The following is a 23,362-nucleotide window of genomic DNA, read 5'->3' on the forward strand; positions in this document are numbered from 1 at the left end:
CTTAGTGAGAGAGCAGTCTATTTTTTTATAGATTGACACATAACTGAGAGGCGTATCATAATTAGGGCTAAAAGTATTTATTCCCATTTTAGTAAAGTGGCTGATATAATTACAATAATGTATGAGATGTAGAAAGGGCATCCAAGTGGGTGCCCTTAAATTTTGCCTCTAGAGAGGGTAGTATCCAAAAAAGGGTTAAATTAATATAGAAGTGGTGAATTCATGAAAGAGTTTTACAGTCAGGTGAATCGAAAAATCTATTACAATGTAATGTTATTAAACATTACCCTTATGATATCTGGATTAATACTGTCAACAACAGAGTTGAATGGGATTAATTTTGGATACATTGTACATTTTTTGTGCGTGATGATTTTATCCATTAGTTTATGGATCTATCCTAAGTATGAGACATATACCTTTAGAAAGATCATCATTCTTTTTGGATTTGCTTACTTCTATACGCTTTTCTTTTTATATCCTCAAACTTGGACTACCTATATTTTGATTTGCCTTATTCCTGCACTTTCTATACTATTTTTCGATTTAAAATTGTTCTACTTTTCCTTTATTATAAATGGAATATTGATGGTAATTACTTTTAGTTATGTCATCTTTATTGATAAAGGTGAATTATATACTTATTTACATCATGACATTATAGGCAACATTATAAATATAATAGCTGTTCAAGCATTATTATTTTTCATTTTCCATTTATCATTTAAACGGATGAAAAAGCAGCAACTGTATTATGAACAATTACAGCAATCCGAGCGGTTAAAGATGGTAGGACAATTAACAGCTGCTGTTGCACATGAAATTCGAAATCCTATAACCGTGGTTAGAGGTTTTTTGCAATTGTTCAAAGAGGACGATTCATTTGATGATTCTAAAAAAAGTAAGTTCAACTTAATGATTGATGAATTAAACACAGTAGAACAGATTATCTCTCAATTTCTAACCCTATCCAAACCAAATGGAGATCAAAGACTAGAGAAAGTGGATGTGAAGGATGTCCTTCAAAGTGTAACGGGTCTGCTTCATTCCTATGCCATGCTATCTGATAACCAAATCGATATAAAGGTAGAGGAAGATTGTTTTATTTCCATTAATAAAATTGAGTTTAAGCAGTTACTCATTAATATTATAAAAAATGCGCTAGAAGCCTCGGATGTAGGGAAATCCGTCTCAGTCATAGCAAATAGAAATAATAATTTTATCGAGATCATGATCACCGATGAAGGAAGTGGGATGTCAGAGGCTGAGGTTAAGTCGCTGGGCACGCCTTTTTATTCATTAAAAAGTAATGGAACCGGTTTAGGGTTAATGATTTGCTTTAATATTGTAGAAAAATATGGTGGGGAAATTTATTATAATAGCTCTAAAGGTAAGGGGACAACAGTTACTATTCGCTTTTTATCAGAATCGGGAGGGATCTATAATGATTAAGAGGCTATCCGCACTGATGCTGTCTGGAATAATCATCGTTCTTCTTGCTGCCTGCAATACAACTACCTATAAACACAATTACACATTTACAGGTGAAGGAAAAGTATGGTCGGCTGAATATGTTCAAAAGGCAACGGAGAAGTTCATCGATAAAAAGGGTGAAAGACCAGATTATGAAACCTCGCAGCAATCTACATTTGAGCTTAAATATAAAGGTGAGCAAACGGATCTTGATAAGATTAATTCTTTTAAATATAGCTTCAAGGGAAGATCAGGTGGAGGAAGTAAAACCTTAGAAGATGTCGAGGGAGTAAGAAAAAGTGAGCTGAAGTCCGAAAGAGCTGGAAGCGGGGCGTTTGAACACGAGGACTCGATTATTAAGGTTGTTGTAGAGTGGGATGGGCAGAAGGATGAATTTGAACTGAAGGTACGTAAATAGTGGAGCATATATGAAAAAGATTCTTAAATTAAAGAAAGCAGGTTGAACATCCATGGTTGTTATTAAAGAAATAGAGTTGGAGTCTCTCCATGAACTTGGTGATTTATATCAGGAGCTAATGAATCAACCTTCTGATCTTAATAAAATGGAACAAGTATTTAAAGTGATTAAGACAGATCGTCGGTACATATTGTTGGGCGCTTTTGTCGACGGGGAGTTGATGGGGTCTTTGATGGGTATCATTTGTCATGATCTAATAGGAGATTGCAAACCGTTTATGGTGATTGAGAATGTGGTAGTTTCTTCGCGTGCCCGTCGTCAAGGTGTGGGCAAAAAACTGATGCTCGCCATTGAAGAAATAGCTCAGGAGAAAGACTGCTTTTATATCATTTTAGTCTCTGGAGAGAAGCGTAAGGAAGCGCATATTTTTTATGAATCGTTAGGGTATAGAGATGAGAAGGTAGAAGGATACCGAAAATATCTAAGTTCCCATTAAAAGGAGGCCTTGATCTGCAAACATTCTTTCAATATAACTGGATGGTTCGTGAACAATGGTACGAATGGTGTGAGAGTATTTCTGAAGAAGAGTTGCTTGGGACACGTACTGGTGGTGTAGGCAGCATATTGAAGACTCTCTTTCATATTGTTGATGTGGAGTGGAGCTGGATTCAAGTGTTGCAAGGTAAACCGGATTTTCAGGAGGATTTCGAACATTACAAGTCTTTGCAACAGGTAAGAGAACTGGATGCGAAATTCCGGCCCGATGTAGAGCCCTTTGTACTTTCTTGGCATGCGGGTTTGGAGCAGAATATGTTTGAGGATCACCTGGCGGATGGCCGGATCGTGACAGATACTTGGGGTGAAGTGATGCGCCATGTGATCGCTCATGAAATTCATCATGTCGGACAGTTGTCCGTTTGGGCAAGGGAAATCGGGAAGGAGCCAGTTTCTGCCAATTTGATTGGAAAAGGGCTCCGATGATTCTGCAATCGACTGGGCATTGCGTATATCATGAAGTACTGTCGCTGGAGAGCAGCGGCGGGAACCACAAATGACGAAGATCAACCCAGCCCTGACTATTGAAGCTTACTCCTCGGACCGAGGGGAGATAAGCAGTTTGGGTGGGTTTTTCATACAAGATGTGCAGATGATGTTCCTCAAGAAGACGGTTTTCGATCATACTAAAGCTCTCGGATCTAGCCTCAGGGTTAGGTTCTCGTGCAATGGTATAGAGCCAGCCTTCAATATCCGCACGAGTATGCGGTTCTATATGCTGGGAAAGCGTGAGATATAGATCAAATAAACGAAGCTGTTCATCCTCGTCTCGAAATAATGAGAAAACAATCAGGTCGGACTCCAGTCGGATCGGGCCCTTGAACTCCTCTGGAGACACGGAAATAACCGTACACGGATAACCTTGACGCTCTAGTTTAGCAGCAATACATTCAGCATCGTTAGCATATTGCGGAATGGTAGTTATTTGCAAGGTGACCTCATAGTCTTCCATTGACTTATGCGTTACAGATGCTGACTCTTCTTTTAAACAGGATACAATCTTTGCCCGAATAAGGGGGTCGCTAAGCGGTCCTTTTTTTTGTGTGTTGCAGGTAACAAATTTACGGATGTAGGACTCAGAATGAATCCGACTCCAAGAAGAAGAATTGTTGGATGAAGGATTCTGAATCACATGAAAAGCCGAGCCAGGATCTGAGGAATCGGACGCAGTATCCCACGGAACATACATTATTTCGACTCGATCTAAATGAGCTCTTCCTAGAAAATAATAAGGAAAAACCTCCAGCACACAAGTGTCCTCATTCATGTCCACAACCTTAAATGGTCCTGTCCCCACAGGTCTGCGGCCAAAGCTAGGTTCGTCCATTCCTTCTAAATCACGCGGAACAATTGCCGCTCTACTCGTACACAAGAAAGGGAGGAATAGCTCATTGGGCTGTTTAAGTGTAATTTGAACGGTGGATGGGTTTAGTGCGGTAACTTGCTGGATTTCTTTGAAAATATAGCTATAGAGTGTCCGCTTTGAGGTTTGCATCAGCCGTCCCAAGGAATAGACTACATCTTTTGCCGTCAGTACTTTTCCATGATGGAACAGCACTTCTTTACGAAGAAAAAAAGTCCAAATCGTACGGCTCTCATCCACTTCCCAGGCATGAGCAAGACTAGGCACAATCTTATCCCGTTCCCCGCTGCGTCTCACTAATCCGTCGAAGACATGACTGGAAACAAAAGACTCTGCCAATAGATTCATATGAAGCGGGTCGAAGGTATGTAGCTGCTGGGTGATGGGGAGCCGCAGGGTATCAATCTGTTTGTCACTACGGATTTCGGAATGATGACCAAAATAGGTCAGCAGCCAGCCTTGTAAGGTATCCTGCAGCGAGGAAGAGCTGGCATGGGTTTTGATGCCATCAATAGCTTTGTGAACATCTTTACGGCTGATAGCCTGCATCATGGATTGAAGCGCAATTTCTTCGGAAGGGACAAGGAACTGTAATAAGGAACGACTTCCACGTCCGCGCTTAGGCGTCCATTGGACCCATTCCAGCTGCATCATTTTATTCACAATATGCATGGCATTGCGGTGTGTACATCCGAAGGTCAAGGCTAGCTCATCCATCGTAACTGAGATTTCTGTGACTCCCCCAAACTGTGAGTGCAGCTTTAAATATTGGCTATGCAGCTTCATGGTTTAAGTCCCTTTCAGAAAATAGGAAATTATTAAAGAATTCTTTCTCTTTTTTTTCTTATTTTATCACTTAGAATAAGGATAAGAAAGTAAGAATATGGGGGTGTTTACCATGACCGATGAAACGGAGCTTAAGCTTAATCGATCACTTGCCGCTTTAATTGTTGCCTTCTTACTGGCGATTGTTCATCAGTTGTTGTTCTACGGAAAGTTGCCAGGTGTTTCTTATCCTATCTTCGTTTGTCTGTTTTATGTGTATATGCTTTATTACGCTAAGGCTAAAATGCGCAAACTGACCAAACTCAGTTATTTCTGGTTTGGAGCGATTTTTCTACTCTCGATGACCTATGTGTTGTTTCATAATCTTTTCTACTTTGGGTTGAACCTATTAGTAATCCCTGTGCTGATTTTATTACATATGACTTATTTGCTAAGTGATAAACGCCCCTCTTGGAGTCAATTCAGAATACTTTGGGATACACTAGAGCATTTGCTTCCACAGAACTTTCGCCACTGGGGTACTGTGTTCAAGGACTTCAAAAGTAGCAGTGATAGTAAGGTGAAGGATGAACGCAAGCAAGTGCTGGGGAAAGTGTTTACAGGACTTGCGATCTCTTTACCGATACTGCTTGTTGTAATTACCCTGCTGGCCTCCGCCGATGGTGTGTTTCATCATGTGTTAATATGGCTGCCAAATATGCTGGATCGAATTTCATTTGGTGAAATTATTGTGCGGACGTTGTGGATATTCCTGATGGGCATGGGATTGTTCGGCTTAGTATGGGGCTTTGTAGATTCGAAGATCTATGACTGGAATGTGCAACCAAGAGAGTATGGACCTGTGCAGGCGCCTGTGACCTTTAAGGTTGATCCAGTAATTATGACGACAATTCTTATAGCTATTAACACGGTATATGTTCTGTTCGTAATCGTCCAATTTTCTTACTTGTTTGGAGCTTGGGAAGGGATGTTACCAGAGGGTAGTTCCTATGCTGATTACGCTCGTAGTGGATTCTTCGAGTTAATTATGGTGACCGCGATTAATTTCGTGATTCTAATGCTGGCATTGGGATCAGAAGGAAAGAGGGGCGGACTGCTCCAAAAAGTCATTAATATTATGCTGTATATCTTGGTCGGCTGTTCAACTGTTATGTTGTATTCTGCCTATACTAGACTAACCCTATATGAAGAGGCGTATGGATATACTACGATTCGTTTCCTAGTTCATGCATTTATGATATTTATGGGTTTGCTGTTGATTCTTGCAGCTGTGCGGATTGTTGTACCCCGTTTGCCGTTGGCTAAATGTTATATTGTGCTAGGTCTGACCTCTTATGTTGTTATGAACTATATAGGTATGGATGTCATTATAGCTAATAAGAATATGGAGCGTTATGAGGTGAATGGTAAGCTGGATGCTGATTATTTGGTTGGTCTGTCACCGGAAGTCATCCCTTCTCTGATTAAGTTCAGTCGTAAGGAAGACGGGATGCTAGATCAATTTTTGAAAAACAAATGGTGGGACGGTGCTCAGCGAGAGCGGAAGTGGCAGTCCTTTAATTTCCCGGAATATCAGGCGCAGCGTGAGCTGGAGAAGTATTTTGCACAGTAAAGGTTAGAAGAAGGTGTGAGGAAAGTGAGAAAAAAGCCATTTAGTAACGGCTGGTTATTTATCATCATTTTTATTACGGTAGGTATAAGTTATGGGATCTATCATATTTATTTATACAATGCCCCAAGACAAAGTCATTACTCTCGCGTATCCAGCAGCAATCTAGAGCAGGAACGTCTGGGAGGCATCCAGCTGCTTCAGAACCTCGAATCGCTCACCCAGGCACCTAAACCACGTGACGATATTGAACGGTATCAGTATTATCATTTGGACAACGAAACAACAGTAGCCACAGCGCGTGGTGACGATAAAATCATTCTAATTAGCGTCTATTCAGATCTGAAGATGAGTACTGCCAGAGGTATTCATGTGGGGTCTTCTACAGATGATGTGATTGGAGCTTATGGCTCTTCTTATTATAAAAGAGGGGAACAAGGGGCTGAGATTATCGGGTATGTGGATAAAATCAATCATCGGAATTTAGAATTTTGGTTACAAGATCAGAAAGTGAATATGATCCGATATAGTGTGGACTCTGTTGTGATGTAAGATGTTTTGGGATATCCTTACAAGCATAAACGCCTTCGGCTTCCTTATAAGGTCGATAAGCGGTTAAGCGAGAAATATAAGAAATATAGTATTGTGTGAAACTTATACTTTCTTATATTATTAAAAAGGACATATGTCCTTTTTTTGTGGGGTATTCTAAATTACACTTATTTGAGCAAACAATAGAGGGGGCACCACATGCAAACGATAAATGACCGTGAAGCTGTCCGTGCCTTGGCAGTGAAGAACGGTCTGGACGGAATTTTTAGCCCGCTAGTCACGTATAAAATGGAATTGAGACGTTATACGGATGAAGAGAAGCTGTGTTTGGTTGGCGATCAGTTGGATGGGATGTTCATATTGGTTGAGGGCAAGCTCAAAATTCAGACACTGCTGCCGAACGGCAAATCTATGCTGGTGCGGTTTACAAATCCGATATCAGTGATTGGGGATGTGGAGCTGCTTCATCGCTTTCCTGTCAAGAATCAAGTGGAGTCTGTGGGTGAGAGCTTGATTCTTTTTGCCGGGAGAAGATTACTGCTGAGAGAGCTTGAGGAAAATACAGCTTTGTTACGTTTTCTCGTAGGGGAACTTAGTCACAAATTGCATACGCTCGGTCAAGCCTCCGCACTTAACCTGTTGTATCCGGTCGAGAATCGATTTGCCAGCTATTTGATGTCTTTATTCGCCGATAAAAACGGTGACCGACGTGTGGAGGAGATTCGGACCTCTAGCCTTATAGAGACAGCAGAGTTGTTAGGTACAAGTTATCGGCATCTTAACCGGATCGTGCGTCGGTTCATTGATGAAGGAATTATTACACGAAATCGTGGACGCCTAAGCGTACTGGACGAAGGGAAGCTCGCTGAGCTGGCGAACGGAAATTTATACGAATAAAAAGATCTCTAAAGACCATTAGTTCCAGCCTTGGGCCGGACGTAGAGGTCTTTTTGTTTTTTTAAGCGAACATTCAGTTCAAATTCAGAGTGGCTTAAGGGAACGATAGTAGGATAAAAGTACCAATTAGAAACCTACTATACATATAGAGATGAGGAACAACGATGTTCAGAAATATCCGCGGAAAAATGATATTGGGATTTACTGCTGTGATTGTGGTCTTTCTAGTGGCAATAGCAGGAAACACATGGTTTCAAGGAAAGGCTACGATGCTGACGGATCAGGTCAATCGCAACTGGAACAAACTGTCGCTTGTACAGGGATTAACGGATAAAATTCGTACGGCAGATGAGCTAGGGGCTCGTTATGTGATGAGCAACACAGAGGCTGAGCGGAAATCATATCTTTCTAAGTACGAAGAGACGCTCCCATTGATTGAGAATGCCATCAAGGAGCTGGAGAGTGTTAGATTAAATGAAGAAGAACTAAAGGGTGTAACGGAGCTGAAGGGGAAATGGAATGATTATTTGATCGTTTTGAAGGAAGCCTTCGCCTTAGCCAAGGATGGAAACTTCCCGGAAGCGCAGAAGAAGTTTACCAATTTATCTTTAGATGCAATGATTGAATCTCAGATTGTATTCCAGAGCATGCTCATGGAGGCAATACAGAACGGGCAGAGTCAAGCAGAAGCCCATCGTAATAACGCTATGATTACTAGCTTTGGTGTGACCGGATTATCGGTTGTTCTTGCCCTAATTCTTGCACTATTAATATCTGGACGAATTATTAAACCACTTCGTGATGTGAACACACAGCTGAAGGAGATTGCAGATGGAGATGCCGATCTTACTCGCAAACTAAACGTCCGGTCAAAAGATGAGATTGGTGAACTGGCGTTTAATTTTAATAAAATGACAGAAAATTTGGGCTCGATGATTGAACAAGTGAAGCTATCGGCGAATAGTCTTGCGAATTCCTCTACAAATCTTACCTCAGATAGTGGAGTGACAGCAGGTGCCACAGAACGAATATCGGATATTATCGGCGAAGTAGCTTTGGGAACTGCTAAACAGATGAATGATCTACAGACCAATACAATATCGTTCTCAGAAATATCGATTGGAATCGGTCAAATTGCCTCTAGTGTTCAGGATATTTCTGAAGCCTCGCATCGCTCTGCGTCATTTGCTATTGCCGGAGATGAATCACTTCAGGCAGCAGGGCAGCAGGTGGAATCCATTAATCGATCTATACATTCTTTGTCACAGCAAGTCCAAGGCTTTGTGAATCGATCACAGGAAATTGGCAGTGCTGTAGGAGTTATAAAAGGGATTGCTTCGCAGACAAATATGCTGGCGTTAAATGCGACAATTGAGGCAGCCCGCGCGGGTGAACAAGGTAGAGGATTCGCTGTAGTTGCTGATCAAGTTCGTAAGCTGGCTGAGCAGTCTACAGAATCCGCTAATCAAATTGCGGAAATGGCGAGCGGGATTCAAAGTGAAGCAGATAATGCGATGAAGGTTATGATGAGTAGTATGAGTGAAGTAAGGGGAGGCACGGAGATTATTCAGCAGGCTGGACGTTCCTTTAGTGAGATTCGGTTATCTATAGATTCACTAGCCGAGCAGGTTCAGGAAGTATCCGGAGCTGTGGAAGAGATCACAGCGGCTACGGATGAGATTGTGGAATCGCTTCGAAGTGTTACGACAATTGCAGAAACGACTGCAGCGAGTACACAACATGTGTCGGTAGCCTCACAAGAGCAAAGGGCTTCGGTGGAACAAATTGCTTCCTCTGCAAGTGAATTAAACTTAATGGCTCATGGACTACAGGGGTTGGTAGTTAGATTTAATGTATAAGGCGAGCTTCGGAGAGTTGAGGGGGAATCCCAGTGCTCTCTGGAGCTTTCTTTTTTTATTTGGTTGAACGTAATATCCCACATACTAAGCATAGAAATCGCCATCGACGTCCACCTGCCTATAACTTATATTATTACCATTATTAGTTAGTTTGTGGTCAACCTCTGGGTATAGATCAAAGACTTATTGAAGTGAGAGTCAAGGATACGGGAGGACAGGCAGCTAATAATAAAATGATTGTTAAGTCTCGTTGAAAACTATCAGGTCCATTTTAGGAGGCGAATGTCTATAACAATACTATTTTGAAAGCGTATTCTTATTAGCTGCATAGCTTCACAAAACTTTGGGAGGTGGTTCTCTAATGATAGCAGCTTCTAAAAAAATTACGGGTAAGTCGGTAGTAATGTATTTTTTGATTGTAATATTATTTGTAGGTCAATTAGCGTTGTACCCCTCGGTGAGTTTAGCTGCGGGGAATTTAGCCCAAGGTAAAAGCATTACTTCAAGCTCATTTGGCGATGTTTATGTAGCAACTAATGCCAATGACAGCAATCAAGGAACGTATTGGGAGAGTGTAAGTAACGCATTCCCGCAATGGATTAAAGTGGACTTAGGCGACGTAAGCAGTGTCAATCAGGTTGTTCTAAAACTGCCGACGAACTGGGAAACAAGAACCCAAACGTTGTCGGTGGAGGGAAGCTCTGATGATTCTACTTACATTAACTTAGCAGCCTCTGCCAATTACACCTTTGATCCAGCAAGCGGATCTAATACTGTGACCATTAATTTCACAGCTGCGAGTGCTAGATATATTAAATTGAACTTCACGGCGAATACTGGATGGCCAGCAGCACAGTTATCGGAATTTGAGATTTATGGCAGCACAACAACACTCCCAACAACAGGATATGAAGCGGAGAATGCTGCTTTATCCGGTGGAGCAAAAGTCAATACAGATCATACTGGTTATACCGGAACCGGATTTGTAGATGGCTATTTGACACAAGGAGCAACGACTTCCTTTAGTGTTAATGTTGCCTCTGCTGGAAACTATGATGCCGCATTAAAATATGCAAATGCTTCAGGCAGCACAAAAACAATAAGCATTTATGTAAATGGGACGAAAATAAAGCAATCTTCTCTTTTAAATCTGGCAAACTGGAATACATGGTCCACAAAGGTTGAAACGCTAGCTTTGAATGCTGGTGCTAATACGATTACTTATAAATATGACGCTGGTGATACTGGAAACGTGAATCTGGACAACCTGATCCTTACTCCATCTTCAGCACCGACAGCAACACCATCACCAACGGCAACGCCAACCCCAATGCCAACGGCCACACCAACGCCAACACCAACACCGACAGTAACCCCGACACCAACACCGACAGTAACACCGACACCAACGGCAACACCGACACCAACGCCAACACCGACAGTAACACCAACACCGACACCAACGGTAACCCCAACACCTGGGACGGGTTCAAATTTGGCTTTGAACAAAAGTATAACTGCGTCGTCCTCAGTCTTTACCTTTGTGCAGACGAATGCGAATGACGGTGATGTAACTACTTATTGGGAGGGGGCAGGGGGAAGTTATCCGAACACATTAACTGTTAATTTGGGCAGTAATGCTGATGTTACATCGGTTGTTCTCAAGCTGAATCCTGCATCGGCGTGGTCCACACGTACTCAGACCATTCAAGTGCTTGGGCATAATCAGAATACAACGGCTTTTACGAGTCTTGTACCTGCGACCGTGTATACCTTTAATCCGGCAACCGGTAATACAGTGACGATTCCGGTCACGGCTACGGCTAGTGAATTGCAGCTAAAGATCACTACCAACTCTGGTTCAAGTGCTGGACAAATTGCTGAATTTCAGGTAATTGGTACACCATCTGCGAATCCAGATTTGACGGTGACTGCTCTTACATGGACTCCAACCTCTCCAATTGAGACGGATGCCATTACTCTTAATGCAACAGTTAAGAATATCGGATCTCTAGCATCTGCTGCAACTAATGTGAATTTTTATTTGGGCACTACCCTTGTAGGTACTAGTCCAGTAGGTGCTCTAGCTGCTGGCGCATCAACGAGCGTATCTCTTAACCTGGGCGCAAAAGATGCAGCAACCTACTCATTAAGTGCAAAGGTCGATGAGAATAATACAGTGATTGAATCAAATGAGGGGAATAATAGTTTTACGAGTCCGGCTTCCCTTATTATTGCTCCAGTGTCCAGTTCTGATCTGGTTGCTTCCTCCGTCAGTTGGACACCTGGCAATCCAGCAGGCGGCAACACTGTAAGCTTCTCAGTGGCCATTAAGAATCAAGGTACAGCAGCTTCCGCGAGTGGTGCGCATAACATAACTCTGACGGTTTTAGATGCTACTACTAATACGGTGGTTAAGACTCTAACGGGTTCCTATAACGGCGTGATCGCAAGTGGGGTAACCACAGCGCCTGTAGCTCTTGGTAATTGGACTGCAGGAAATGGCAAATATACTGTGAAGAGTGAAATTGCAGTAGATGCTAATGAGCTGCCTGTAAAACGGGCTAATAATATTCAGACGCAGTCACTGTTCATCGGTCGAGGTGCGAACATGCCTTACGACATGTATGAGGCTGAGGATGGAGTTATTGGCGGTGGGGCCGTGAAGCTTTCAGCCAACCGGACCATCGGCGATCCTGCAGGTGAGGCTTCAGGCAGAAGAGCAGTCACTCTGAACACCACAGGTAGCTATGTTGAATTCACGACAAAAGCCAGCACGAACACTCTGGTTACTCGTTTCTCGATTCCAGATTCAGCGAGTGGTGACGGCACAAATGCTACGCTTAACATCTATGTTAATGGTGTCTTTAGCAAAGCTATTAACTTAACCTCTAAATATGCATGGTTGTACGGTTCTGAGACAAGTCCTGGAAATTCGCCAAGCGCAGGTTCTCCACGGCATATTTATGATGAAGCTAACATTATGTTTGATAGTACCATTCCGGCAGGAAGTACGATCCGTTTACAAAAGGATACCGCTAACACTTCTCAATACGCCATCGACTTCATCAGTCTGGAGCAGGTTTCACCGATTGCTAATCCAGATCCGGCTAAATACACTGTTCCTGCAGGCTTTACGCATCAGGATGTTCAAAATGCGCTTGATAAAGTGCGGATGGACACCACAGGAAATCTCGTAGGTGTATATTTGCCACCAGGAAACTATCAGACCTCTAACAAGTTTCAGGTCTACGGCAAGGCAGTGAAGGTTATCGGTGCGGGTCCTTGGTATACAAGGTTCATTGCTCCAACTAACCAAGAGAATACTGATGTCGGATTCCGAGCCAGTGATACTGCAAATGGATCTACCTTTGCGAATTTCGCTTATTTTGGAAACTATACTTCTCGTATCGACGGTCCTGGTAAAGTATTTGATTTCTCCAATGTGGCGAACATTACGATCGACAACATCTGGACTGAACATCAGGTATGTATGTACTGGGGAGCCAATACGGATAACATGGTGATAAAAAACTCTCGTATCCGTAACACCTTCGCTGACGGCATCAATATGACAAATGGAAGCACGAATAACCTCGTGTCTAATATTGAAGCACGGGCAACAGGTGATGATAGCTTTGCATTGTTCTCGGCGATTGATTCCGGTGGTGCAGATATGAAGGATAACATCTATGAGAACCTCACTTCAATCTTGACTTGGCGTGCTGCTGGTGTAGCTGTCTATGGTGGATACGCAAATACCTTCCGTAACATTTATATTGCGGATACACTTTGCTACTCCGGGATTACAATAAGCTCTTTAGACTTTGGGTATCCAATGAATGGCTTCGGAGCTTCACCGACTACGAATTTTGAGAATATTTCTATTGTTCGTGCAGGTGGGCATTTCTGGGGCGCGCAGACTTTCCCGGCGATCTGGGTATTCTCGGCCTCCAAGGTCTTCCAAGGTATCCGAGTCAATGATGTGGATATCATTGATCCGACCTATCATGGCATCATGTTCCAGACCAACTATGTAGGTTCCACTCCACAATTCCCAGTAACAGATACCATCTTTAATAATGTTACAATTACCGGTGCGCAGAAGAGCGGCGATGCTTTTGATAGTAAATCCGGAGTGGGCATCTGGGTGAATGAAGCTGCTGAGGCAGGTCAAGGTCCAGCCAGAGGCTCAGCAACCTTCAACAATCTGAAGATTACGAACACGGTAACGAATATTAAGAATAATACATCTACTTTTACTATTAACGTGAATCCGTAAATCGTTGATCAGTAGTTAGTTATAATGAAGCCGCCTACCCATAAATTTGGGAGGCGGCTTTTTAACTTAGGGAGCCTGCAAGCTCCAGAATCGACAGGAGATGCCACTCAAGTTACAATGAAGGGTATGTAAAGTAATGAAGGAGGCTCTATATATGACACCACTAGTTGTTAACAATATAACTGAGCTGATTGGGAATACACCCGTTGTGCGACTAAATCGGTTGACCACCCCCCAAGATGCAGAACTATATGTGAAGCTGGAACGCTTCAATCCCAGTGGCAGTGTAAAGGATAGAGCAGCTTATAATCTGATCCTGCAAGCAGAACTAGCCGGGCTGCTGAAGCCCGGAGGGACCATTATAGAGCCGACAAGCGGAAATACAGGCATTGGATTGGCTATGAATGCCGCTGCAAAAGGCTATAAAGCGATTCTTGTCATGCCTGACAATATGACGAAAGAACGAATCAATATTCTAAAGGCTTATGGCGCTGAAGTTGTGCTGACTCCTGCAGCGGAGCGGATGCCGGGAGCTATTGCAAAAGCAATTGCGCTAGGGAAAGAAGTGGAAAACAGCTTTATTCCACAGCAATTTGAGAACAAAGCGAACCCTGACATTCACCGCACTACGACAGCTCTTGAAATTATGGAGCAAATGGAAGGGAAGCTGGACGTTTTCGTTGCTTCTTCGGGAACAGGTGGTACGATAACTGGAACTGGGGAAGTGTTGCGTGAGCAGCTTCCAGATATTCGTATTCTAGTTGTTGAGCCGCTGGGCTCACCAGTGTTATCCGGTGGAAAGCCTGGACCGCATAAGCTGGTTGGAACCAGTCCGGGCTTTATACCCGCCATTCTGAATACAAAGGTCTACGATGAAATTGTTCAAGTTTCGGATGAAGATGCACTGAATACCGTGAGAATGCTGGCAGCACAGGAAGGGATTCTGCTTGGCCCATCAGGTGGAGCCGCAGTATGGACAGCATTGCAGGAAGCACGGCGCCTCGGGGCCGGCAAGCGAGTGCTATGTATTGCACCTGATGCGGGGGAACGTTACCTGAGCATGGGAATATTCTAACTTCGTTTGGAGGAAAAAGAATGAATAAGCTTAGGGTAATTTTCTTTATTGTTCTTATGTTGGTGGGTTGTTCCAGCAACAACTCTTTGACCAGTGATGGCGATCACGTTGAGTCTACACCGGAAAAAAGTGCGGAAACTGTACTGCCTTCACCAACTCTTCCTCCAAGCGCAGAGCCATTACCAACTCCAAGCAAGCAGAAGACTGAAGCATATCTAGATACTGAGAAGCTGAAGACGAATTTTGGCTTTGCGGATGCAGAGGGGCGGAATATTCTAGTCACTGGGCATGAAAAAGGGCTGGATCAGGAGATGGCACAATTAAATGAGGCTATTGGTGATCAGGGGAATGTGTTAAAGATTAAATTTAATAAATGGCAGGATGGAACAGAGAACAGCAATGGCCGGGAGATGGCACATAATTTTGTAAATCTGGCGGGTTATCTTTTTACGGTGGAAGAAGCAAGTGCGACTCCGGATGAAACCTACTATTTGACGGATCAAACAGACTTTAAGGTTGATGCGCTTTTGCCTATTGAATCCTTAGAGGGTCAAGAAGCTTTATCTACTGTGGAGGAAAGTGTTCGACAGCGTATTGTAGATACGAAAAAACGTGAAATTCAGAAAATATGGAAGCTGGCAGACCTATCTACAGATCGACAGCTGTATCTCGTTCAATTCGTAAGGCTGGATCAGGATATGTTATTTAGTCTCGTTTGGAAAGAAAAAGATGAATTTACCTTCATGGACTATCCAGCGGTGATTCAAGGAGATGAATATTCGGTCTGGCGGGTGGATGATGGCGGAGAGGTTATGCCTGAAATGTTCTCCATCCTTTTTGCTGCTGAAACCTCAGAGGGCCCACTACTGGGGCTGAATTGGTGGGGCTCAGAGGGAGTAAATACGTTTTTTCTGAAAAAAGAGGGAGATTCGTTTAAAGAAATGGATATCCAATATGGACGTTATACTTCACCACTTTAGGTAGGATTTCGCAGTAAAAGTAGAAATGATTGGGTGCATCGTAAGATGTATCTTTTTTTTGCTACAATATAAGAATATTGCTTATGATATTATAAATGTCGGTAATCTCCTTTTAAAATACTTAAATTTGTAACATTAATGGGTCTATATAGCCCGATCGAGTCATGTAGCTTAGATGAGACGGTGATATTGTTAAGCATAAGATGTGCAGGAGGGGACGGCAACGTATAAACAAATAAAGTATATGATCCTGTTACTGCCAACGCTAATGGTGGGGATCTGGGAGATTGTGCGTCACCAGTTTCTAATGCCTTATATTTCTATGGATTTGGGGAACTATTTGACGCCAGTCCTGGTGTTTTTAGTCAGTCTTGTGTTGCTCGTCCCTTTGTTCTCTCTTATGGAGCGGAATCAGCGGGAGCTGGAGCAGGAACGTGCGCTTAAAGATGCAATGAAGGCTCGGGAAGGACTTGCCAAAGAACTGCATGATGGAATGGCGCAATCCTTATTTCTCTTATCTGTCAAAATCGACCGGCTAGAAGCAAGCCGCAAGAATGGTGAGGTCAGTGAGGAAAATGTGGATCAGATCAAAAAGACGGTCCATGAGGTGAACCGTTATGTACGGCAGGCCATTGCCAATCTGAAGATTCCGGTCTCAGAGCAGAGTTCTTTTTCATTGGAACAGTCGGTAAAAGATCAGCTAGCTCAGATGGCGAACGAGATTATGATCGAAGCCTCTCTCGAATGGAGCCTGCAAGATGATGCGCTCTCCCCTTCGGAAAAATCAGAATTGTTATCCTGTATTCGCGAAGCGATCATTAATGTTCGTAAGCATACACGAGCTGGACTGGTTTCAATTACTGGCGCTGGCGATGAGAAGAACTGGAGGGTAGTTGTTACAGACAATGGAGAAGGATTTCAGCATGATCCATTTGAAGTGAGTGGCAGCTACGGACTTCAGATCATGAAGGAACGTGTCGAGGGGATGGGCTGGAAGCTTAGGCTGACTTCTGGTGACACAGGCACCCAGGTTGAAATTACGAAAGGGGAAGTCAGTCCATGAGCCGATACCGGGTTTTAGTTGTAGATGACCATGCGCATGCACGTGAGGCGATGTGCGAGATTTTGTCCATGGATGATAGTTTTGAGGTCATTGGAGTAGTGGAGAGTGGTGCTGAAGCGATCGCTTTTACAGCCCAGTGGATGCCTGATCTCATCCTAATCGATATTCAGATGCCGGAAATGGACGGGCTGGAGACTACTCGCCGGATCAAGCAGGAATATCCTTATGTCAAAATCGTTATCGTTACCGTATCGGACGAAATTTCCCACCTCCTCGAAGCGCTAAAGCAAGGAGCACAGGGGTATTTGCTAAAGAATCTGGCACCTTCCACCTGGATTCAATATTTGCAGGCCATTGTTAATGAAGAAGCACCACTTAGTCGGGAGCTGGCTTTTCAAATCTTGAAGGAGTTCACCGTACCCTCTGTAACGGATGAAGGGGAGTCGTTGACGGCTAGAGAGAAAGAAATTTTAAGCTGTGTATCTTCTGGATCAAAAAACAAGGAGATTGCAGTGAGCTTGGGGATTTCGGAGCATACCGTAAAAAACCATTTGAAGAACATCCTCCAAAAGCTGCAACTCCAAAACCGAACGCAGCTGACGCGTTATGCCTTGGAGCAAGGGCTTGCTTCGCGTAAACGAGATTTTTCAAAGGATATATAGTGGGTTGTTAAATGACAAAATTTATATGATTACTTATGAGAAGAGGCTAACCATGAACAGATTATCTCGCAAAATAATGACGCTATTCGCACCAGCTGCAGCAACACTGTTATTGTTCGCAGCAGTGGCTAGCGCGCACGTAACCGTGGCACCAGCACAATCTAGCACGGGGGCATGGGAGACTTATACATTAAAGGTTCCTTCGGAAAAAGACGTGGCAACTGTACAAGTTGATCTACGAGTTCCAGCAGGTGCCGAGTTTAAACAATACGAGGCTACACCCGGATGGGATGTTACCATTGAGGGGAATAAGGTTAGCTGGATAGCTAATGGTGAGGGCATTCAGAAGGGGCAATTCCAACGCTTCTACTTTACGGCCAAGAACCCTGATGCCGCTGGCGACATTGCATGGGATGCTTATCAGCACTACGCCGATGGAAGCTTGGTGCAATGGTCCGGTGAGGCTGGAACTGAGAATCCGCATTCGATTACTACAATTGTACAAGCTTCCGGTGGGGATGAACATTCTCACGGTTCCAATGTGAAGAGCGATTCCATGAGCATGGAAGAGCATAATGCTATTATGAAAGATGAGGAAAAATCAAACAGTGTCAATCCAATGGTCTACATCGCAGTCGGGATATCTTTACTTGCCTTTTTAATAGCGGCTATAAGTATATTGCGCGGGCGGAAAGAGTAAGCGGAGATCGTTGGATTCCGTGATCTGAGTTGGATACTTTGATAAGAAAAAAGTTTGAATTTATAACTGTGAACAGTCTCAAGTGAAGTTTGAGACTGTTCACAGTTTTTTTGTGGAGATTTGGCAATATGATCTTTAGGACATGAAAGAAGCCCCAGCCGATAAATGACGGGAGCTTCTTTTATGTTTTTTTGTTTTGAATTACTTTTACTTATCTACAGCCGTTTCCGCTTATAGAAGGTCACAAAGACTGCAGTCAGCAGTAAGAGAAGTATCGCGACCCCAGTAGTGATGGCTTCACTCGTGCTGCCTTTTTGCTGCATAGCGCCAGCACCGCCGCCAAAGTTACCACCCATGCCAGCACCCATTCCGCCACCGCCAGGGCCATTTCCACCTTCAGGGATAGCTGGTCCACCCATGGCACCCGGTGCACCGCCAGGCCCTCCAGTGAATCCACCTTGAGCGGCTTGCCCATCGGTGTTGGTCTGCGCACCCTGAGCGGCTTGCTCGTCGGTGTTGGTTTGACCACCTTGAGCAACTTGCCCGTCAGTGTTGGTCTGAGCAGCTTGCCCGTCAGCTGTTGCTTGCGTGTTACTGCCGGGACCCGCGCCGGCATCAGGGATAGCCGGTCCGCCCATGGCACCGGGCTCACCGCCTGCACCGCCCTGAGGAGCCTGCCCATCCGTGGCAGCTTGCCCGCTTTCGGCGTTCGGTGCAGCACCACCCGCGCTCTGTTCCGCCCCCGCGCCAGTCTGCTTGTTACCCGCGCCGTTCGTGCCTTGTCCAGCACCAGAAGCACCAGCACCAGTGCCATTCCTAGCGCCACCACCAAAGCCGCCGCCCATGCCACCACCCATACCGCTTCCCGATCCGTCACCGGAGGAAGGGATGGTTCCGTCGAGCTGTTGCTGGATATTTTTAGCCATGTTCGACATGAAGGTCTTAACAGACTTAATCCCTTCTTCATATTGCTCGAAGGTGTAGAAAGCTGAAGGATCTGCTTTGACATAGCTGGAAATCATCATGTCCAGCTGATCCATTCTAGTTTGGAACGTATCATCAGCTAGATAGCCATTAATCATTTCGCTGACGATTTCGTGATATTTCGCTTTGTATTCGTCGTTAGCAAGTAGCTTCGCAATCAGAGGACGTTCAGCCAGCGCGCCTTGTGTAGGCTCGTCAATCAGTACGTCTGCGCTGCCCATGCCGCCAAAAGCCATATTATAATCCCACGGCAGGATCGAGAAGACGCCTTCGTCTTCATATAAGTAATAATTTTGTTTATTACCACCTAAATAACTGTCCATATTTGCCGTGACCGCATTTAGAGCGATATATTTCAGCGATTCCTCTACGTCGATGTATTTTTCATAATCGGTGCCGTTATTAAGCTCATTCAGCATATCGATCAGAATATCATCGTTAGATTTATCCGACTTCATTACTAATCCGGTATAGAGGGAAGGGTCCTCACCAAGCCAAGTTAAGTCACTGCCCTGACCAGTCATTTCCCCTTTATAAAGTGCACCATAAGAGTTTCCGAAGTTACGTTCCAGATAAGCATCGCCAATCTGTTCTACCGCGAGGTAGAAGCCCTTCAGTTCATCGTTGACGTATACATTAACGAAGGAATATTTCGGCGTCGGAAGTCCGACACTTTCAGCGAGCTCGTAGGTCAGAAATTCACGCATATAAGAAGCATCGCTGTAATTGTTATTCAGGTTGATCTTAGTGATGCCAAATAAGTTCTGGTTCACATATTCATCAAAAGAAATTTTAAAGCTGTACCGATCAGAGTCTGTCATCTGTACTACACTTCTGAGACTAAGATTTCCTTTGGTCCGCACGGCAACGTTATCGAATTTAACGCCGTTGTACTCAACCGATGCGGTTTTATATTCTTCCGCGCTGGCATTATCCAGCATATCCTGAAAATCATCCGGGTCCAAAGTGATTTTGACATCGACGACCTTATCTTTTGGAAAGACCTGCTCGTCTAGATTTTTCTCGTCGCTCGAGACTACCTTATCCTTAGAATCTGTTGCAGTTTCGTTTGTTGCCGATGGACTTGCGTTCTGGCACCCAGCTACAGCGATGACCAGCAGCAGGCAACAAAGACTCAGCAGGATAGATTTACCTCTTGCTTTCATCTGGGGCACCGCCTTTCATCTTATTATGTTTAGGATACATAGTCACCGCTGTAGCTGATCAGAAGTGCGTTTTTAACGCCCTTTAAGTCGGAAACAGTATTGACAAAGCCACCTACTTTATCATCCAGACGAAGCTCCAGTGTTAATTCGATATTGTTTGCAGATACTGTTTTTTGCTTCACGTTGTAGCGTTTCACGGATTTGGTGATATGGTTGTGGACTTCACGTTCACTCTCATCGCCATCACAGTTAATGACCAGCAAGTATGGTGTTTCGATAGAAGAATGCTTGATGAACAGAAACAGAATTAGACCAATGATGATTGAACCCACAATAGCCAAAGTGAAGAAGCCTGCGCCAGTTACAATCCCTGCGACTGCTGCCCAGAACAAGAAGATCAGATCTGTTGGATCTTTGATCGGCGTTCTGAAACGAACGATGGACAATGCGCCGACCATACCGAGGGACAGAACCAGGTTAGAGTTGATGGCGATAATGACAGTGGCTGTAATCATGGTCATGCCCATTAGCGAGACGTTGAAGCTTTTGGAGTATAACACTCCGCTAAACACACGTTTATAGAGCAGATAAATAAAGTATCCGATCAGAAAAGCCACACCTAAGGTGATGAGCATTTTCGAGATGCTTATATCGGAGACGAAGTTGTCTATCACCGAGTTTTTAATGATATCTGAAAAAGTATTTGTGGTTGTATCTGTTGTTGCGGTTGCTGCCATTGTTGCTAGTGATGAATTCATAATCAATAATCCTCCCAAGTGTTGGTTTTTAAGAATTTGCGGCAGATCACATATTTGGATGCGGACTGTCTGTTCAGCCCCTCTAACTGCAGTGCGATTTTAATGTATTCCGGAATGTACTCATCGAATTTCACCTCAAAAATAATGAAGTTCTCATCAATCGCCCGAATCGGATGCAAATCCTTATCAAAAATATCCGTCGAATGCAGACCGGTACGTAATTCTTTGTCAAACGTGATCCGCACGTTGCCGTTGTGGCAAACATAGGGCTCGCGAACATAATCCACGATGACCTTCGGCCGAAGAAGGTTATGGCGCATCTGATTGTATAATTCCATGAACAGTGGACTGTCCGGGACATTCAGGACCTCATAGTTACCTGCCATGATCTCGTCGTACATTTGACGGGTCAGTGGCTCTTTAATTTTGGCGATATAATCGTCCATTTTGATTTTTTTCTCAAAGTGAATGATGTTGTCTTGAATGTTGTAGATACGAATACGATATTTGGCGCGTTCTCTGAGACCTCCGAGTTTGTCGGCAAGTGCCGAGTTGTTGATGTCGTCAAAATACAAACTGCGGATATGATATTCGCCACTTTCATTGGCATGCTGGTCTGTATCAATCAAACTCTGTAATCGTTGGCGTAATACAAGGTATTGATGATAGTTAATGAAGAATTTTAGCTCATGCCGGAATTGAAGCTTGTTACTCATTTTCCCACCTCGTTTCTATCTCTATCTCTGTCGTTGGCTAACCTTCTTGCACAACTAATTCTAGGAGACAGACCTTATGCTTAACTTAAAATAGACTGAATGTTAGCTGAATGTTTTACACTGCGTTAACAAAAGTATAGATCTATAGATTTGACTTCTGACTTTCTGGAAGGCTATCTTAGTTAGAAGACTAGAGAGAAAAATGAAGGAGGAGCCGTGATGAAAGACTATAAATTCGCCATCATCCTAGGGATTGTAGTGATTGTTCTGATCTTGGTGGCTGTTGGGATGGAGTGGTCCAAATCCGGGAGCTCCAAGAAATCATCAGCCCCGTATGATCTTGTTACCACCTTTAAGGGAGATGCGGGAACGAGTCGTGCGTTTACTTGGTATACTAGCGATTCCAATGCCGCAGGAGTTCTGGAGTTAGTAAAGGGACAGATGTCCTCTTTTGTAGAATCGGATGTACTAAGGATAGAAGCAAATAGTAGCATCATAAAAACGGACCATGGTACCAGAGGTGTTCACAAAGCGGAGGTTACAGGACTTGAACCTGGGACGTTATATTCTTACAGAGTGGGCAGCGGGCTTGAGGGAGGATGGAGTTCAGTTGCGGAATTCACCACGGAAGAGGTTGGACTAGATAGTGTTACGTTTATCAACGTCGCGGATTCTCAAGGGGAGACAACGAATGATTTTAAGCTGTGGGGGAAGACATTGAGCAAGGCCGTTCAGACCTTTCCAGAGGCGAAATTTATTGTGCATAATGGTGACTTAACGGAGAACCCGGAGGATTCGGCGGGCTGGGATCAATTTTTTGGTAACGTGCAAGGCTTGCTTTCGGGGATACCCTTAATGCCTGTTACGGGAAATCATGATCAGGTTGATGACGATGCGACGGACTTTACTTCTCATTTCAACCTGCCAGATAACGGGGCAAAAGGTTCTATTGCGGGCACCTCGTATTCCTTCGATTACGGTCCTGTACATGTGTCTGTATTGAATACGGAGAGCAATTTGAAAAAGCAAGCTGAGTGGCTGAAGCAAGATTTGAAGAGCACGAATAAGGAATGGAAGATTGTTGCGATGCACCGTCCGGCATACGGGGGCAATTCATATAAGAAGGTTGAAGATTGGACGAATATTTTTGATGCATATGAGGTCGATCTGGTGCTGCAGGGTCATAATCATGAGTACTCCAGATCCTACCCTTTGCGGGCTGGAAAAATCGTTCCTGAAGGTGAGAATCCGGTAGGTGCTAAAAAAGGTACGGTATATGTGGTGACCAATGCTTCCGGAGCGAAATTTAACGAGAAAAAAGAGGATCAGTTCTATCATGCGGTGCATTTTCAAAACTACAAGCAAATGTTCGCAGGGATTAGTGTTACCAAGGATAGTTTGACTTATCAGGCTTATGATGTGGATGGTAAGATGCTGGATGAATTTGTGCTTACGCATTAACCA

General features: G+C 43.8%; 19 protein-coding genes. 15 read left to right on the forward strand and 4 right to left on the reverse strand.

Annotated elements, in window-relative coordinates:
- The first annotated feature begins 369 nt into the window (after positions 1-369).
- Genes PAENI_RS02090 through PAENI_RS02105 form a run of 4 tightly spaced genes read left to right on the forward strand, consistent with a single transcriptional unit; the run spans position 370 to position 2,872 of the window.
- Positions 370-1,452: a sensor histidine kinase gene (locus PAENI_RS02090; RefSeq protein ID WP_262495510.1), complete on the forward strand. Its 1,083-nt coding sequence runs from the start codon at positions 370-372 to the stop codon at positions 1,450-1,452.
- Positions 1,445-1,891 carry a hypothetical protein gene (locus tag PAENI_RS02095; RefSeq protein WP_149644093.1) on the forward strand — a complete coding sequence of 149 codons (447 nt, stop codon included), beginning with the start codon at positions 1,445-1,447 and terminating at the stop codon, positions 1,889-1,891. Before PAENI_RS02090 ends, PAENI_RS02095 begins: the two co-directional genes overlap by 8 nt.
- A gap of 52 nt (positions 1,892-1,943) precedes the next feature.
- Positions 1,944-2,387 (forward strand): GNAT family N-acetyltransferase, encoded by a 444-nt coding sequence (locus tag PAENI_RS02100; RefSeq protein ID WP_076298429.1) that lies wholly within the window; start codon positions 1,944-1,946, stop codon positions 2,385-2,387.
- A gap of 14 nt (positions 2,388-2,401) precedes the next feature.
- Positions 2,402-2,872, forward strand: coding sequence for a DinB family protein (locus tag PAENI_RS02105; protein WP_076298428.1), 471 nt, complete (start codon positions 2,402-2,404; stop codon positions 2,870-2,872).
- A 28-nt stretch (positions 2,873-2,900) separates the two neighbouring features.
- Here the strand turns inward: PAENI_RS02105 and PAENI_RS02110 are convergent, their stop codons facing one another.
- Positions 2,901-4,595: an ABC transporter substrate-binding protein gene (locus PAENI_RS02110; RefSeq protein ID WP_149644094.1), complete on the reverse strand. Its 1,695-nt coding sequence runs from the start codon at positions 4,593-4,595 to the stop codon at positions 2,901-2,903.
- Positions 4,596-4,707: 112 nt separating this feature from the next.
- Between PAENI_RS02110 and PAENI_RS02115 the strand changes: the two genes are divergently transcribed.
- From PAENI_RS02115 to PAENI_RS02160, 10 genes are all read left to right on the forward strand, one after another.
- On the forward strand, positions 4,708-6,207 hold the full coding sequence (locus PAENI_RS02115) for a DUF4153 domain-containing protein (protein WP_149644095.1): 1,500 nt from the start codon (positions 4,708-4,710) through the stop codon (positions 6,205-6,207).
- Between the two features lie 24 nt (positions 6,208-6,231).
- Positions 6,232-6,756: a hypothetical protein gene (locus PAENI_RS02120; RefSeq protein WP_149644096.1), complete on the forward strand. Its 525-nt coding sequence runs from the start codon at positions 6,232-6,234 to the stop codon at positions 6,754-6,756.
- A 198-nt stretch (positions 6,757-6,954) separates the two neighbouring features.
- Positions 6,955-7,653, forward strand: a complete 699-nt coding sequence (locus tag PAENI_RS02125; protein WP_076283011.1) for a Crp/Fnr family transcriptional regulator — start codon at positions 6,955-6,957, stop codon at positions 7,651-7,653.
- A 164-nt stretch (positions 7,654-7,817) separates the two neighbouring features.
- The gene (locus tag PAENI_RS02130; RefSeq protein ID WP_149644097.1) at positions 7,818-9,512 is read left to right on the forward strand and encodes a methyl-accepting chemotaxis protein; all 1,695 of its coding nucleotides are present in this window, start codon (positions 7,818-7,820) and stop codon (positions 9,510-9,512) included.
- Between the two features lie 361 nt (positions 9,513-9,873).
- The gene (locus tag PAENI_RS02135; protein ID WP_149644098.1) at positions 9,874-13,794 is read left to right on the forward strand and encodes a galactose-binding domain-containing protein; all 3,921 of its coding nucleotides are present in this window, start codon (positions 9,874-9,876) and stop codon (positions 13,792-13,794) included.
- A 154-nt stretch (positions 13,795-13,948) separates the two neighbouring features.
- Complete coding sequence (gene cysK / locus PAENI_RS02140; protein WP_149644099.1) at positions 13,949-14,869, forward strand: cysteine synthase A; 921 nt, start codon at positions 13,949-13,951, stop codon at positions 14,867-14,869.
- A gap of 20 nt (positions 14,870-14,889) precedes the next feature.
- The gene (locus tag PAENI_RS02145; RefSeq protein ID WP_149644100.1) at positions 14,890-15,849 is read left to right on the forward strand and encodes a hypothetical protein; all 960 of its coding nucleotides are present in this window, start codon (positions 14,890-14,892) and stop codon (positions 15,847-15,849) included.
- 244 nt (positions 15,850-16,093) lie between these two features.
- Positions 16,094-16,912 (forward strand): sensor histidine kinase, encoded by an 819-nt coding sequence (locus PAENI_RS02150; protein ID WP_149644101.1) that lies wholly within the window; start codon positions 16,094-16,096, stop codon positions 16,910-16,912.
- Positions 16,909-17,574, forward strand: a complete 666-nt coding sequence (locus PAENI_RS02155) for a response regulator (RefSeq protein WP_149644102.1) — start codon at positions 16,909-16,911, stop codon at positions 17,572-17,574. Before PAENI_RS02150 ends, PAENI_RS02155 begins: the two co-directional genes overlap by 4 nt.
- A gap of 52 nt (positions 17,575-17,626) precedes the next feature.
- Entirely contained in the window at positions 17,627-18,274 is a 648-nt protein-coding gene (locus PAENI_RS02160) for a DUF1775 domain-containing protein (RefSeq protein ID WP_052404250.1), read from the forward strand.
- A 215-nt stretch (positions 18,275-18,489) separates the two neighbouring features.
- On the opposite strand, the gene PAENI_RS02165 is transcribed toward PAENI_RS02160, so the two are convergent.
- Genes PAENI_RS02165 through PAENI_RS02175 form a run of 3 tightly spaced genes read right to left on the reverse strand, consistent with a single transcriptional unit; the run spans position 18,490 to position 21,898 of the window.
- Entirely contained in the window at positions 18,490-20,424 is a 1,935-nt protein-coding gene (locus tag PAENI_RS02165; protein ID WP_149644103.1) for a CotH kinase family protein, read from the reverse strand.
- 29 nt (positions 20,425-20,453) lie between these two features.
- The gene (locus tag PAENI_RS02170; RefSeq protein WP_149644558.1) at positions 20,454-21,161 is read right to left on the reverse strand and encodes a DUF4956 domain-containing protein; all 708 of its coding nucleotides are present in this window, start codon (positions 21,159-21,161) and stop codon (positions 20,454-20,456) included.
- A gap of 23 nt (positions 21,162-21,184) precedes the next feature.
- Positions 21,185-21,898, reverse strand: coding sequence for a polyphosphate polymerase domain-containing protein (locus PAENI_RS02175; protein ID WP_076298420.1), 714 nt, complete (start codon positions 21,896-21,898; stop codon positions 21,185-21,187).
- Between the two features lie 219 nt (positions 21,899-22,117).
- Between PAENI_RS02175 and PAENI_RS02180 the strand changes: the two genes are divergently transcribed.
- Positions 22,118-23,359: a purple acid phosphatase family protein gene (locus PAENI_RS02180; protein ID WP_149644104.1), complete on the forward strand. Its 1,242-nt coding sequence runs from the start codon at positions 22,118-22,120 to the stop codon at positions 23,357-23,359.
- Positions 23,360-23,362: the final 3 nt, after the last annotated feature.

Source organism: Paenibacillus sp. B2(2019) (assembly GCF_008370385.1).
Lineage (GTDB): Bacteria > Bacillota > Bacilli > Paenibacillales > Paenibacillaceae > Paenibacillus_AQ.